Source organism: Acetobacterium carbinolicum (assembly GCF_047456275.1).
Taxonomy (GTDB): Bacteria; Bacillota; Clostridia; order Eubacteriales; family Eubacteriaceae; genus Acetobacterium; species Acetobacterium carbinolicum.
Genome location: NZ_CP173357.1, coordinates 1,999,691 through 2,014,367, shown reverse-complemented (window position 1 = coordinate 2,014,367; position 14,677 = coordinate 1,999,691). Strand labels below are relative to the sequence as shown.

Genomic DNA, 14,677 nt, shown 5'->3' with positions numbered 1-14,677 from the left:
GTTCTTTTTTTATTATATCTATTTTATTTGGATTTGTCAACTATGGTTTTTCTAATCAAGTGAAAGACTTTATTGGCAGTTTTTTGTTGGACTACTTTTCTTTCACCATTAAAGTGATAGTGATAGACATCGGTTAATTCATTAAAACACACCCCGATATATACAAGTCCTACCGGTTTTTTTTCGCTACCCCCTTCAGGGCCAGCAATGCCGGTAACCGAAACACTAAGCATCGATTGTGAAATCTTTTGTAAGTTTTCACACATTTCTCTTGCAGTTTCAGCACTAACCGCCCCATAGGTGTCTAGGGTTTCTTTTTTTACCCCTAGCAGATTAATTTTTGCTTCATTTGAATAGGTCACAAGTCCAGTTCCAAATACCATCGAAATACCTGGATACTCGGTAAGTTGGGAGGCAATTAAGCCGCCAGTACAGGATTCGGCCGTAGCCACGCTGATTCTTTTTTCCAATAATAATTTGCATACTGTTTCCTGAAGAGATTCCTTTGAAAATGAAAAAATATTTTCTTTAAAACGAGAAAGCATAATCTCCTGATAATGATCAAGTAATGTATTTACTTCATTTTCATCACGGCCATTTGCAGTAATGCGAACCAACACTTCGCCCATCTTGGCATAGGTGGCAATGGTTGGATTGACTTGGGCATCAATGAGATCCAGCAGACGGTCTTCTGTCGCTGACTCCCCGATGTCTGATAAATTATAATAACGGGAGATCACCAACTGTTGATTGTCCTGTTTTAAAAGGGGTAAGACAGCGTCTTCAAAAACCCGAGTCATTTCTCGTGGCGGTCCCGGTAGCATAATAATCACTCGGCCCTGTTCTTTTAAGAGGATCCCCGGAGCGGTTCCACAGGGATTAAATAGAATCTCAGCGGTTTCCGGGATGAAAGTCTGCTTGAGATTATTAGGCGTCATGGTAAATTCACGATTTGCAAAATATTGCAGCAAATCTTCTTTGGTTTTTTCGTCCTGAATAAGCTCTCTTTTGAAGAGTTTAGCAATGACTTCTTTGGTTAAATCATCTTGGGTTGGTCCCAGTCCACCCGTTGTAATGATCAGATCACTTCGGTTAAAAGCAATTCTTACCGCTTCCTCCAAACGATTTGGATTATCGCCAACAGTGGTATGAAAATAAACTCGGATACCCAAAAGGGACAGTTCTCGAGATAAGTATTGGACATTCGTATTAAGGGTATCACCAACTAAAAGCTCCGTACCGACAGAAATCAATTCACATTTCATTATTTGTTTCCTTTCAAAGCCATATCTTATTATTACATAGTAAAATTACTACAGGTTTCGTTTATTACATTGAACGAAATACTTTTTTGTTTAGAATAAGGTAATCAATGCCGGAATATAAGGTAAGAATGGTGGCAATATACATCATAATCGTAGCTGCCGGAATATTTATCAGCGAAAATGGCCAATTACCAAAAAGAATCAGGATGATGGCAATCATTTGGGAAATCGTTTTAGCTTTCCCCCATTTACTGGCTGCAATGATAATTCCATCAGCCGCAGCCAAAGATCGTAAACCCGTGATGGCAAACTCACGAGCAATGATAATAATCACCATCCAGGCTGGAACGGATCCCAACTGGACAAAACAAATCAGTGCTGAACAAACCAGCAATTTATCCGCCAGCGGGTCCATAAATTTCCCGAAATCAGTCACCAGGTTACGGCTTCTGGCAAGATAGCCATCCAGGCTGTCGGTTAACGCTGCAATAATAAATAAGGCGGCTGCAAGGGGCTGATGGTATGGAAATTCGATTAGTAACGCTGCGATGAAAAAAGGAATCATGGCCATTCTGACAACGGTAATCTTATTTGGTAAATTCATTTTCAATATCTCCTATCAAATCATATTCTAAAGCATTGACTATCTTAACGGAATAGAAATTTCCGATTGTTAAGGGAGTATTGTGACTGTCGACAAAAACAGTTCCATCTATTTCTGGAGCATCCCCATAAAAACGACCAAAGTAAGTATCCTCGTCCACCCCTTCGATCAATACTTTTAGGATTTTGCCAATAAAACGCTGCTTTTGGGCATGCGAAATAGACTGCTGAGTGATCATGATTTCATTATAGCGTTTTTCTTTTTCATCTTCAGGAATTTGATTTTCAAATTTCGCAGCCGGTGTATTTTCTTCCTGTGAATATTTAAATACCCCTAAATGATCAAAAGGCAACATTTTTATTTTATTAATCAGCTCAGCATGCTGCTCAGAGGTCTCACCTGGAAAGCCAGTAATAATTGAGGTTCTCACGACAGCTTCTGGTAGTGTCTTGCGGATTTTACTAATCAAATCAGCTGTCTGTTCAAAGGTCATCTTTCTACCCATTCGTTTTAAAACCATATCATTTAGATGCTGAAGTGGAATATCGAAATACGGGCTGATCGATGGATGTTGTTTGACAACAGCTAACAATTTATCAGTGATGCCTTCCGGGTAGAGATACATCATCCGAATCCAAGTAAACTCGAACTGACTGGCAATTTTTTTAAGTAGGTTTGGTAAGTCTAAATCTTCATCGAGATCTTTTCCGTATGGTGCAATGTCTTGTCCGATTAGAATTATCTCTTTGATGCCACGTTCCTGGAGGTATTGTAGTTCCTCAAAAATATTCAGGCTGCGACGACTGCGGTATTTACCTCTTATTTTAGGGATGACGCAATAGGTACAGCCATGGTCGCATCCCTCGCTGATGCGCACAAAAGTCGAAACTGTACCTTCCTTGATATAACGCCGGGCTTCAATGATGTCTTTGTCAATATCACCAAAAAATTGCGTCTCAATTCTTTTTTCTTCATTACCGATCGGATCCAAATAATCAGGGTCTGATGTGATTTCCAAATAAGTGATTAATTCCAGTATATTGTCAAAATGACCAACCCCTAAAAATCCGTCAATCTCAGGAATTTCTGCTGCAAGCTCTTCGTGGTAACGTTCTGCCATGCAGCCAGCAACAATTAGTCGTTGACACAAGCCCGAATTTTTATAATCGACATATTCCAGAATGTAATCAATCGATTGCTCCTTTGCCGATTGGATAAAACAACAGGTATTGACAATAATAATCTCAGCCTTTTTGGGATCAGTGACAATACTATATTTTTTTTCTTCAATTAAGCCTAGCATCATTTCTGAGTCAATGGTATTTTTGTCACATCCCAAAGTCGTCATGTGAATAGTCTTCATAGTTACCTACTCTCTTTTTTTAAATTCATCTTCTGTAATTAGAATTTTCCGGGCTTTGCTACCATTGGGACCGGAAATGATTCCACGATCCTCAAGATCATCAATAATTCGACCTGCTCGGGCGTAACCAACCTGTAGTTTTCGCTGGAGCATCGAAGTGGACAATTGGTTGTATTCAAAGGCAATATTTAGGGCATCTTCCAGTAAGACGTCTCCTTCTCGGCTTTGTGTTTTTTCCTCAGGTTCCTGGGAAATAGCTTCCTCGATGGAGGTATCATACTGCAGTCCCTTTTTAATCTTGACAGTATCAATCACCGCGTTTATCTCAGAATCAGATACGTAGGTACATTGCACGCGGGTCGGCTTCGATTGGCCAACCGGAAAATAGAGCATATCCCCTTTACCAAGGAGCTTCTCAGCCCCACCGGTGTCAAGAATTGTCCGGGAATCCGTGTTTGATGCCACTGAAAAGGCAATCCGCGATGGAATATTGGCTTTAATCAAGCCGGTAATAACATCGACTGAAGGCCGTTGCGTTGCGATGATCAGGTGAATACCGCAGGCTCTTGCTAATTGGGCAATCCGACAGATGGCATTTTCACATTCTTTTGGTGAGGTGATCATTAAGTCGGCCAACTCATCGATGACGATAACAATTCGAGGTAATTTTTTTTCTCCCGATTTGGTCATCAGCTCGTTATACCCTTCAATATCCCGAACTCCCGCTTCTTTGAAGAGCATATAACGATCGGTCATTTCTTTTAATCCCCAATTGAGAGCATAGGATGCTTTTTTGGGATCTGTCACCACTGGAATCAGCAGATGGGGAATGCTGTTATACTGATTCAATTCCACCATTTTGGGATCGATCATTATAAATCGTAATTCTTCAGGCGATGACTTAAAGATCAGACTAACAATAATACTGTTAATACAGACACTTTTACCGGATCCTGTCGCTCCAGCAATTAGCATATGAGGCATTTTCCCAATATCACCGATAATGTTTTCGCCTGAAAGGGTTTTACCTAATGCGAAGGTTAACGGACTCTTGCTGTTAATAAACTGCGGTGTTTCAATAATTTCACGCAGGCCAACAATTTCAGAAACATCATTAGGCACTTCAATGCCAACAGCTGCTTTCCCGGGTATCGGCGCTTCAATACGAATATCTGAGGTGGCAAGGCTGAGGGCTAGATCACTGGACAGATTAACGAATTTATTGACTTTGACCCCTGGATCAAGTTGCAATTCAAAACGGGTAATACTTGGGCCTACATTGACCTCGACGATTTTAGCTTTGACCCCAAAATTTTTCAATGTTTCCTCGATGATTTTAGCTTTCTTAATAACATCGTCTTTTTTTGATTTCTTTTTAGCAGCTGGAGGGTTTAAAAGTGATAAAGAAGGAAAGGTATATTCCTCAGGTTCTGTTTCGAAATTAACTGCTGATAAATCCAAAACTTTCGTTTCATCGTCAGCTTTTGTTTCTTTATTTAAATTTTTACTTGCATCTTTATTCAATTCATTTTTAGGGGGGCCAAAATCCTCAAAATTTGGTGGTTTCAAGAAATTTTCATGAATCTTCATTGGAGTTTCTTTTTCATCTGCATCTTCTTCAATAAAACCAAAAGGATCCTGTTTAGCTTTCTTTTTTGTAGGAGGTCCAGTTACCGGTTCAAACAATGGTTTCTCAGAGACCTGATGGAGCTGATTAGACTCATTGATCTGATAGGGTTCAAACAACGGCGCATTGTCATCATAATCGCCCACCATTGGTATCAGTGTAGTTTCAGAAGTACGTTCCTTAGTGGCTTTAACCTCTTTTTTGATTCGTTGTTTGTCCCGGATTATATCAATCCGGTCTTTCAGGCGATCTTTGATCGGAGGAGAATTTTCTTTTTTATCCTTGATCAGGTTTAAATATTTTTTTAGACTGTTTCTGAAAATAAAAATTAATATAATTGCCGAGCTTATCATAACTAACAGCAGCGTACCTTTCACTGCAAATAATTTAACAAAAAGCATTGCCAGGAGAATACCGATGATACCACCATATTGGCCATACAGGGCTAAACTAAACAGTTCCGGGATGCTATAGTCCATCAGATTCGGGGCATTAACAGTAAATCCGATCATAAAATTCACAAGTAGCAAAAAGACTAAGACAAATGTGGTCCGCCATTCCTCAATTTTATTAAGACACAGCACAACCCCAAGGACAAAAATGAAGATCGACATAAAAATTGTGAGGGCCCCAAAACAATAACTGAAGGCCTGGCTGACAAAGTTACCAACCATCCCAGCATTAAAGTCGATATATGCATAAATAGAGAAAATACCCAGTAGTATTAAAAAGATCCCGACTGCCATATTACTGATAGAAAAACGCTTCACCGTTTTTGCTGCTGGTTTCTTCTTTGTTTTACGTTTATTTGATTTGTTCTGATTCGTTTTTTTTGTGTTGTTTTTATTTATTGCCATTGGTCTCCTCGAATTTATATTAAACGATATAATGATAAAAAAGGTGCAGGTAAACCTGCACCTTTTGATTATGTTATAAGATAAGATTGGAAAGCGGTGCAGCAATCAATGAAGTTTCACGACTTTAGCTTATTTTAATGAGATCCGCAGCGTCTATTTTCCGGAATGTCCAAAACCACCATGACCACGCTCACTGGCGGCCAATTCTTCCGCACTGAAAACCTCAACAAAATCTGCCTTGACATACTCAGCGAAAACCATTTGGGCAATTCGCTCTCCTGGTTCCAACTGATAAGGTTTATCAAGTAAGTTTATCAGAATTATCTTAATTTCGCCACGATAATCAGCATCAATGGTACCGACGCCGTTGACCAGAGATAAACCATGTTTAAGCGACAAACCGCTTCTAGCACGAATCTGTGCTTCAACACCAATGGGCATTTCTAAAAAAATACCGGTTGGTATTTGATAAACCTTATGGGGCATGATAATCATTTTCGAATTAAGATTTGCCCTCAAATCGACTCCAGAAGAACCAACCGTTTGATATTCTGGTAACGGATATTGAGATTGATTCAGTATTTTAATCGAATAATTCTTGATCATCTTTATTCCTTTGGCAGCATTGCTTTTCGTGAAAGGTTAATACGGCCCTGTCCGTCGATTTCCATAACCTTAACCGTCACTTCGTCGCCAATTTTCACAACATCTTCAACAGCGTTGACCCGTTCATTGGCTAATTTAGAAATATGAACTAAACCGTCTTTACCACCTGGTAGAGATACAAAAGCACCAAAATTCATGATCCGGACAACTTTTCCGGTTAAAACTTCACCAACTTCAACTTCTCTGACGATGTTTTCAATAATTTCTTTGGCTCGATTACCAGATTCGGTATCTACTGAAGCAATGAAGATTCGGCCATCATCTTCGATATCAATTTTTACTCCGGTGTCATCAATAATCTTGTTAATGACCTTGCCGCCAGAACCGATAACATCGCGGATTTTATCCGGTTTAATTTGGAAAATAATAATCCGTGGAGCATAGGGTGATAAATCTTTGCGTGATTCGGCGATTTCTTCATTCATGATGCCAAGGATATGGAGTCGACCAATTCTAGCTTGTTCCAGGGCTTCAGTCAAAATTTGTTTGTTGATGCCATCTATTTTAATATCCATTTGGATGGCTGTAATACCATCGGCTGTTCCGGCCACTTTAAAATCCATATCGCCAAGGAAGTCTTCCATTCCCTGAATATCAGAAAGAATGGCTAATTTATCATCTTCTTTAACCAAACCCATCGCAATACCAGCAACGGGTGCTTTAAGCGGAACACCAGCAGCCATTAATGAAAGCGAACTGCCGCAAACACTAGCCTGGGAGGTTGAACCATTTGAACTTAGTACTTCAGAAACCACCCGAATAGCATATGGAAATTCATCTTCAGATGGCAGGACCGGAATTAACGCCCGTTCAGCCAATGCACCATGCCCAATTTCACGACGGCCTGGGCCACGTGATGGTCGGGCTTCCCCAACACTGTATGATGGGAAGTTATAATGGTGGATATAACGCTTAGACTCTTCATTTGACAGGCCATCCAGTTTTTGCACATCACCAAGAACACCCAGAGTTACAACCGAAAGTACCTGAGTTTCACCTCGGGTAAATAATCCAGAACCATGGGGTCTTTCCAAAAAGTCTATCTTAGCTGTGATCTGGCGAATTTCATCCATTTTTCGATTATCTGGACGAATACGGTCTTCAAGAATCATGCGACGAATTTCTTTTTTAACGAGTGAACTAATCACATCATCAATTTCGATCTTCTGATTAGGATAAATTTCTAAGAAATGATCTTTTACAAGCTCTTTTATTTTTTCAATATTGTCAAGTCGTTCCATTTTGTCAGGTGTTTTAACAGCATCACTTAATTGATCACCAAGAAAAGCCACAATTTCAGCTTTGATTTCTTCAGATGGTGCAAAAATTGGATAATCAGCCTTTGTCTTACCAACAGCCGCAATAATTTCTTCCTGAAAAGCAACAATTTTCTTTATTTCTTCATGAGCCAATAAAATGGCTTCAAGCATTGCTGTTTCAGAAATCTCATTAGATGATGACTCAACCATCATAATTGCATCTTTGGTTCCTGATACAATCAGGTTAAGATCACTAATAGCCCGTTGTTCTTCATTTGGATTGACAATAAATTTTTCGTCAACAAGACCGATAGCAACCGAGCCAATTGGTCCATTAAAGGGCAAATCAGAAATCGATAAAACGATGGAAGCTCCAATCATGGCCGCTATTTCTGGAGCATTATCCTGATCGACAGACATAACTGTCGCAATGACCTGAACTTCATTTCTAAAGCCTTTAGGAAAGAGTGGACGGATCGGGCGATCCATCAGTCGACAATTTAAAATAGCTCTTTCTGTTGGGCGACCTTCACGCTTTATAAAGCCGCCAGGAAATTTCCCGACAGAATATTGTTTTTCTTCATAGTCGCAACTTAATGGGAAAAAATCCATCCCTTCTCGGGGTTTTTTAGCCGCTGAAACAACAGCTAAAACTTCTGTTTTTCCATATCTAATCATAGCTGCACCTTTTGCAAGCAGTGCAACCTCGCCAATTTCCACGCGGAGTGGTCGTCCGGCAATTTCAGTTTCAAAAATATTCATTTTTTTCTCGCTTTCTCTTATAATTCCCCAGAAGTGGTGCTTTTACACCCTCTGGTGTAAGGTGCAATCATAAGGGTATCGGGATCCGCATTTGGATTGATAACCTTCAGGTAAAAAAAAAGGGCGGAATACTCCGCCCTAAATTATTTTCTTAAGCCTAATCTTTGGATTAGTTCTCGATATCGATTGATATCTTTGTTTTTAAGATAAGTTAATAATCGTCGTCGCTGTCCTACCAGTTTCAGTAGACCGCGTCGTGAGTGATGATCTTTTTTATGAATTTGAAGATGTCCATTAAGATCATTGATTCGTTCAGTTAATAGTGCAACTTGAACCTCTGGGGAACCAGTGTCACCTTCATGTGTCTTGTAGTCTTCGACGACCTGTGCTTTTAATTCTTTACTAATCATTTAAAATCTCCTTGTTTTTTAATTTAGCCGTAAACCGAGTATTTTGTAGGAGCTTCAAAAAACTAAGTGAACGGTAATAACTTAATGAGTATATCATAAGTATTTATCGTTGTAAATATATTATTCAATGAATCTTTTTCTGATCGTGTCAATATCCATTTTAATCTGCGTGATTAAATCATCAATCGATTCAAATTTTATTTCATCTCTAATTTTTTCCTTGAATTCAATGGTTATCACCTGATTATAGATGTCCTCATCAAAATCATAAATATAAGTTTCAATCGTAAATGGATGCTTTTCAAAGGTCGGATTAAACCCCAAGTTAGTTAACCCGTTTAAACATTTTCCTTTATAATATACCTGAGTATAGTAAACCCCAGTGCTCGGTAAAATTAATTTCTTACTGAGTTTTATATTTGCAGTTGGAATGCCAAATTGGTGGCCAAGCCCCTTCCCTTTTACAACGGTTCCGCTTAATGCATAATTTCGGCCCAGAAAGGTTTTAACCTCATCCACCTGACCACAGCTGATCAGTTCACGAATGAAGGTTGAACTTACTGAATGGGTATTGATGACAAAGGGAGGAAGAATTTCAACTTCAAATCCATATTTTTTTCCTAACTCATTTAATGTCCGTGTTGTCCCTGCACCCTTATAACCAAAATTATAATTGAAACCGACAACAATAACTTTGACATTATACTTTTTTAGCAAATAGTCAGTAATAAATTTCTCTGGGGTTAACTTCATCAGCGTTTCGGTGAAAGGATTCATAAAAACAAAATCAACACCATAATTCCGAATCATGGATTCTTTTTCTTCGTTAGATGTAATCAGCCAGGGCGTGTAATTAGGAAAAATTAATTCGAGGGGATGTTCTTTAAAGGTCATAACCCCAGTTTTAAAGCCGAATCGCTGACCTATTTTTTTAGTTTCTTCAAGCAATGCCCGGTGCCCTAGATGAACGCCGTCAAAAAAGCCCAGTGCTAAAACAATTTCTTCTCCATGATAAGTTTCTATCGTCATTATTTACCTCACAGTAGTTTTGTCGGTTTAATATAGTTTCCTTCTTCATTTACATGATATCTGCCCATACCGATAAGTTGGTCACCATCATATAAGCGCAGGGTTTCCCCAGGGTAAAAATCATCGAGAGCTTCATGAACATTCCATTGAAAAAGCTTATTTCCATTGAGTAGGAACTTACGACCTTGCTCCGTTGCCCGTACCAATTGATAACGTTCAAGAGAATACTCCAGCGGATAGAAAAAAAGTTCATTCTGATTTCGATTGTTTATTTCTTCTATTTCAGCCAAGGTTACCGCATCATTAATGCTGAAACGACCAACTCGATGACGAATCAGATTTCCCATACATCCCAAGGTCCCCAGAGCGCTCCCAATATCACGGCACAGGGAACGAATATAGGTACCCTTGGAACAGGTTACCATAATTCTGGCTTTTTGGGTATCAGCACTGAATTTGAGTAAACTGATCTTCGCAATATGAATGTCCCGTTCCGGTATTTCCACCGATTCGCCATTTCTGGCATAGTGATACAGTTTTTTTCCATTCACCCGAATAGCTGAATAGATAGGCGGTTTCTGGCGTATATCACCGATGAATTTGTTCAAAATACGCTCAAAATCATCGCGATTGATCCGTCGATGGTTTTCACTGATAACCGTCCCTGATAGATCACAGGTATCAGTTTCTATTCCCAAGATAACTTCCGCTTCATAAACCTTTTCATGATCGGTGATATATTCAACCATTTTGGTGGCTTGGCCGACACATAAAACAAGAACACCCTGGGCATCAGGATCCAGGGTTCCGGTATGACCGATTTTTTTAGTTTTTAAAATCTTGCGCGCTTTAAAGACTACATCATGAGAAGTCATCCCTTTTTCTTTGTAGACATTAAGATAGCCACTATAACTTTTAATTTTCTCCATTTTGACTCTCATAAACTGCCATCAGATCATGCTTGAGTTCATTAATGTCACCACTAAAATTAAAGCCTGCTGCTCGTTCATGCCCTCCGCCACCGTATTTTAAAGCCACTTCATGAATATCATAGGGGTATTTAGCACGCAAAGAAACCCGATACTCGCCCAGATCAATTTCTTTTAAAAGTGCTGTTATTGAAACCCCAATCGTATTCTGCCCCAAATTAGCAACATCGTCAGTAATATTTATTGTACCGCCAAACTTCGAAATTGTATCATGATTTAAGATCATCATAGCAATGGGCATACTATCCAAGATTTCTAATGAATGAATGGCAGCCCCGGTCATTTTCATCTGATCAATATTTTTCTGTGTATGAAGTCTTTTAGAAAGATGGGCATAATTATTTTTGATGCCATATAATTCACTGGCAATTAAATGGGTATCTACAGTTACATTGGAAAATTGAAAGCTTCCGGTATCTGTTGTAATGCCAGTAAAAACTGCATCAGCCATTTCTTCATCAAATACCACATGTAAGCCCTTTAAAATTCGAAAAACAATTTCTGCGGTCGCTCCGGTAATTTCAACAAAGTTAAGATCACCATAATGGGCATTACTCGTATGATGATCAATAACCAGTTTTGTTTTAGTAACCGGCATTTCAGCAGGCAAAAAGGCAAAACTAGGGCTGGAACAGTCTAAAATTATTATGACATCATAACGATCTTGTAAGGACCGGTTAAAACACTGAACTTCGTCAAAGAAAACGAGTTTGTCTTCAAGAGGAAGCTCAATATAATAATCAACGGTTTTATTTAGTTGCTTCAAGCCCTTTCCCATCGCGACTGCTGAGCCAATTGCATCGCCATCCGGTTTTTGGTGCAGCAGAATTAAAAAGGATTGATTGTCCCGTAAGCAATTTAATATTTCATCAGGAATCTTCTTCATTCGAGTCCTTCGCTTCTTTATTGTCCTTCAAACTTTTTAAAATCGATTCAATATGCATACCATATTCAATGGAGTTGTCAATTTCAAAGCTCAGGGAAGGTACGGAATGAACCGTAATTACCTGTCCCAAGCTCGATCTGAGAAAACTCCTGGCATTATTTAGTAATTCGAGAACGATCTTTTTCTGAGCTTCATCTCCAAATATACTGACATAAACGGTTGCGGTCTTTAAGTCTGAGGCAGCTTTAACCCTGGTGATGCTCACATTACTGTCTTTGATACGAGTGTCTTTCAATTTGTGTATAATGATCAAACTCAATTCTCTTTGAATTAAACCATTAATTTTTTCATTTCGATGAGATGCCATTATGTTTATCTCCTTCACGGAAAGATAGGCGTTCACTTATCTTTCAATTTTTTCCATCGTAAATGCTTCAATGTTATCGCCAACTTTTAAATCGTTGTATTTTTCGATACCAATTCCACATTCATATCCGGTGCTAACTTCCTTAACATCATCTTTAAATCGTTTTAATGAGGCGATTTTTCCCTCCAGGACAACAATTCCATCGCGGATAATGCGGATTTCATCATTTCGGTTAATTTTTCCTTCGGTAATGTAACAGCCGGCAATAGTCCCAATGCTTGGGATTTTAAATACTTCTCGTATTTCAGCATTCCCCATGACCTTTTCTCGGAATTCAGGAGCCAGCATGCCTTCCATAGCCTTTTTAATATCCTCAACGGCATCATAAATAACTCGATAGAGGCGAATGTCCACTTCTTCTGTTTCAGCCAGTTTCACAGCATTTTTATCTGGTCTGACATTAAAGCCAATGACAATCGCGTTTGAGGTGGCCGCTAACATTACATCCGTTTCGTTGATAGCGCCGACAGCACCATGGATAATATTAATCCGAACCGCTTCATTATCCAGTTTTTCCAGTGATTGTTTAATGGCTTCAATGGAACCCTGAACGTCGGCTTTAATAATAACATTAACATCCTGAATATTGCCGTCCTGAATCTGACTAAACAAATCGTCAAGAGAAATATTAGAACGTCGCTGGCGTTCGCCTTTTTGCATTTCTTTCCGCTTTTCAGCCAATTGACGGGCTTCTTTTTCATTCTCAAGCACGATAAAATCGTCCCCCGCCGCTGGAATATCAGAAAGGCCCGATATTTCTACTGGTGTGGATGGACCGGCTTTCTTTAGTCGCTTACCCTTATCATCAATCATTGTTCGGATCTTACCGTGAGTAGTTCCTGAGATAATAGAATCACCAACATGTAAGGTTCCCTGTTGAACAAGTAAGGTTGCAACCGAACCTTTTCCACGCTTTATCTGGGATTCAATGACACTTCCTCTCGCTTCACGACCAGGATCTGCAGTCAATTCTTCCATTTCAGACATCATGATAATCATTTCTAACAAGGATTCTATACCTTCGCCGGTTTTTGCAGAAACGTTAACGGCTATGGTTTCGCCGCCCCATTCTTCAACAACAAGGTGGTATTTGGTCAATTCCTGTTTAACCCGCTCTGGATCAGCTCCAGGTTTGTCAATTTTATTGATGGCAACCAGGATGGGAACTCCAGCAGCCTTGGCATGGTTGATCGCTTCAACCGTTTGAGGCATAACGCCATCGTCGGCTGCTACGACCAGGACCGCGATATCTGTGATTTGCGCCCCTCGAGACCGCATTGCCGTAAATGCCTCATGTCCCGGCGTATCGATCACAGTAATGGCATGGTTTTTAATATTAACCGTGTAAGCACCGATGTGTTGAGTGATACCACCAGCTTCGCCGGCGATAACATTTGCTTTGCGGATTCGATCAAGAAGTGATGTTTTACCGTGATCAACATGTCCCATGACGGTTACAACCGGTGGTCGAGGAATCAGATTATCACTTTCTTCTTCATCGTATTCTTCCAGAATTTTAGAAACGACATCTTCAATTTTAATCGCCTCAACTTCAAAACCTAACTCTGCTGCAACGATCGCAGCTGTTTCAAAATCAATTTCCTGATTAATGCTGACCATGGTACCTGCGAGCATTAAAGTTTTAATGACTTCGGTAGCACTTATTTCAAGAATATCGGCTAGCTCACCAACGGTTAAAATCTCAGGTATTTCAAATGTCTGATTTAACTGAACGGATTTCTTTTTTTCATCTTTAATTCGTTTGTAAACACTTCTAGCAGTCTTTTCTTTTTTACTATGGTCTCTGACCTTTGGTTGCTGACTCTGATTGCTTGAAACGGGTCTTTTTTTATCGTCTGTTCTTTTCGGCACATTGCCCCCTGTTTTTTGTTGGTTTTTTTGTGGTGGTTTTGTTGATTTAGGCTGTTTTTTTATATCCGTACTTGTTTTTGGGGTAACCTGACTCGTTTTTGCAGTCTCAGCAGTCTTGACCGATTCTTTTTTCTTCTCTGGTTCTCGCTCTGCTAGATACTTATCTTTATCGAATTTCTTTTCAAATTCAGTAATTTGTTGATCAGTCAGGGCGCTCATATGGTTTTTTACAGGAATATTGTGCTTATTTAAAATAGCTACGAAATCTTTACTGGGAATATTATATTTTTTTGCTAAATCGTATACTCTTAATTTTGACATATTATTCCTCCCTTCAATATTTAATTATTTCATTTGTTTTTTCTCTGACAGTTGCTGCCGAACAGTCTCGACAACATCACTTTCTACTTTTCTTTTAAATGCCCGTTCCAGGTAATTTTTGTTCAGGAATTGATCCACACATGCTTCGGACTTGCACACATAGGCACCACGTCCATTTGCTTTACCAGTGGGATCAAAAAAAATTTCTCCAGATTTATCTGATACGATCCTAAATAAGTCGCGTTTATCAAATTTCAAATGGCAGATAACACAGGTTCTCTGTGGAATTTTTTTCATTGTACCTCCCCGACATTGTTCATCTAAGTATTATAGCATAAAA

At 39.3% G+C, this 14,677-nt stretch carries 13 protein-coding genes; all 13 read right to left on the bottom strand.

Features of this window, described 5'->3' with window-relative positions:
- Positions 1 to 23: 23 nt before the first annotated feature.
- The gene (locus ACIZ62_RS09350; protein ID WP_111886925.1) at positions 24 to 1,265 is read right to left on the bottom strand and encodes a competence/damage-inducible protein A; all 1,242 of its coding nucleotides are present in this window, start codon (positions 1,263 to 1,265) and stop codon (positions 24 to 26) included.
- A gap of 64 nt (positions 1,266 to 1,329) precedes the next feature.
- A complete protein-coding gene (gene pgsA / locus ACIZ62_RS09345) occupies positions 1,330 to 1,869 on the bottom strand; it encodes a CDP-diacylglycerol--glycerol-3-phosphate 3-phosphatidyltransferase (RefSeq protein WP_111886926.1) in 540 nt (179 codons plus the stop codon).
- Positions 1,853 to 3,232 carry a 30S ribosomal protein S12 methylthiotransferase RimO gene (gene rimO / locus ACIZ62_RS09340; protein WP_111886927.1) on the bottom strand — a complete coding sequence of 460 codons (1,380 nt, stop codon included), beginning with the start codon at positions 3,230 to 3,232 and terminating at the stop codon, positions 1,853 to 1,855. Before rimO ends, pgsA begins: the two co-directional genes overlap by 17 nt.
- Before the next feature lie 6 nt (positions 3,233 to 3,238).
- Positions 3,239 to 5,716, bottom strand: coding sequence for an FtsK/SpoIIIE family DNA translocase (locus ACIZ62_RS09335; RefSeq protein ID WP_111886928.1), 2,478 nt, complete (start codon positions 5,714 to 5,716; stop codon positions 3,239 to 3,241).
- A 153-nt stretch (positions 5,717 to 5,869) separates the two neighbouring features.
- Entirely contained in the window at positions 5,870 to 6,322 is a 453-nt protein-coding gene (gene dut, locus ACIZ62_RS09330; protein ID WP_111886929.1) for a dUTP diphosphatase, read from the bottom strand.
- A gap of 2 nt (positions 6,323 to 6,324) precedes the next feature.
- Entirely contained in the window at positions 6,325 to 8,403 is a 2,079-nt protein-coding gene (locus ACIZ62_RS09325; RefSeq protein WP_111886930.1) for a polyribonucleotide nucleotidyltransferase, read from the bottom strand.
- Positions 8,404 to 8,546: 143 nt separating this feature from the next.
- The gene (gene rpsO / locus ACIZ62_RS09320) at positions 8,547 to 8,813 is read right to left on the bottom strand and encodes a 30S ribosomal protein S15 (protein WP_111886931.1); all 267 of its coding nucleotides are present in this window, start codon (positions 8,811 to 8,813) and stop codon (positions 8,547 to 8,549) included.
- Between the two features lie 120 nt (positions 8,814 to 8,933).
- Entirely contained in the window at positions 8,934 to 9,842 is a 909-nt protein-coding gene (locus ACIZ62_RS09315) for a bifunctional riboflavin kinase/FAD synthetase (protein ID WP_111886932.1), read from the bottom strand.
- A gap of 8 nt (positions 9,843 to 9,850) precedes the next feature.
- Complete coding sequence (gene truB, locus ACIZ62_RS09310) at positions 9,851 to 10,771, bottom strand: tRNA pseudouridine(55) synthase TruB (RefSeq protein ID WP_414151812.1); 921 nt, start codon at positions 10,769 to 10,771, stop codon at positions 9,851 to 9,853.
- A complete protein-coding gene (locus ACIZ62_RS09305; RefSeq protein ID WP_111886934.1) occupies positions 10,758 to 11,717 on the bottom strand; it encodes a DHH family phosphoesterase in 960 nt (319 codons plus the stop codon). The genes truB and ACIZ62_RS09305 overlap by 14 nt, the downstream gene beginning before the upstream one ends.
- Complete coding sequence (gene rbfA / locus ACIZ62_RS09300) at positions 11,701 to 12,084, bottom strand: 30S ribosome-binding factor RbfA (protein WP_111886935.1); 384 nt, start codon at positions 12,082 to 12,084, stop codon at positions 11,701 to 11,703. The genes ACIZ62_RS09305 and rbfA overlap by 17 nt, the downstream gene beginning before the upstream one ends.
- A gap of 36 nt (positions 12,085 to 12,120) precedes the next feature.
- Positions 12,121 to 14,337: a translation initiation factor IF-2 gene (gene infB / locus ACIZ62_RS09295; protein ID WP_111886936.1), complete on the bottom strand. Its 2,217-nt coding sequence runs from the start codon at positions 14,335 to 14,337 to the stop codon at positions 12,121 to 12,123.
- A 24-nt stretch (positions 14,338 to 14,361) separates the two neighbouring features.
- The gene (gene rnpM / locus ACIZ62_RS09290) at positions 14,362 to 14,634 is read right to left on the bottom strand and encodes an RNase P modulator RnpM (RefSeq protein ID WP_111886937.1); all 273 of its coding nucleotides are present in this window, start codon (positions 14,632 to 14,634) and stop codon (positions 14,362 to 14,364) included.
- Positions 14,635 to 14,677 lie beyond the last annotated feature (43 nt).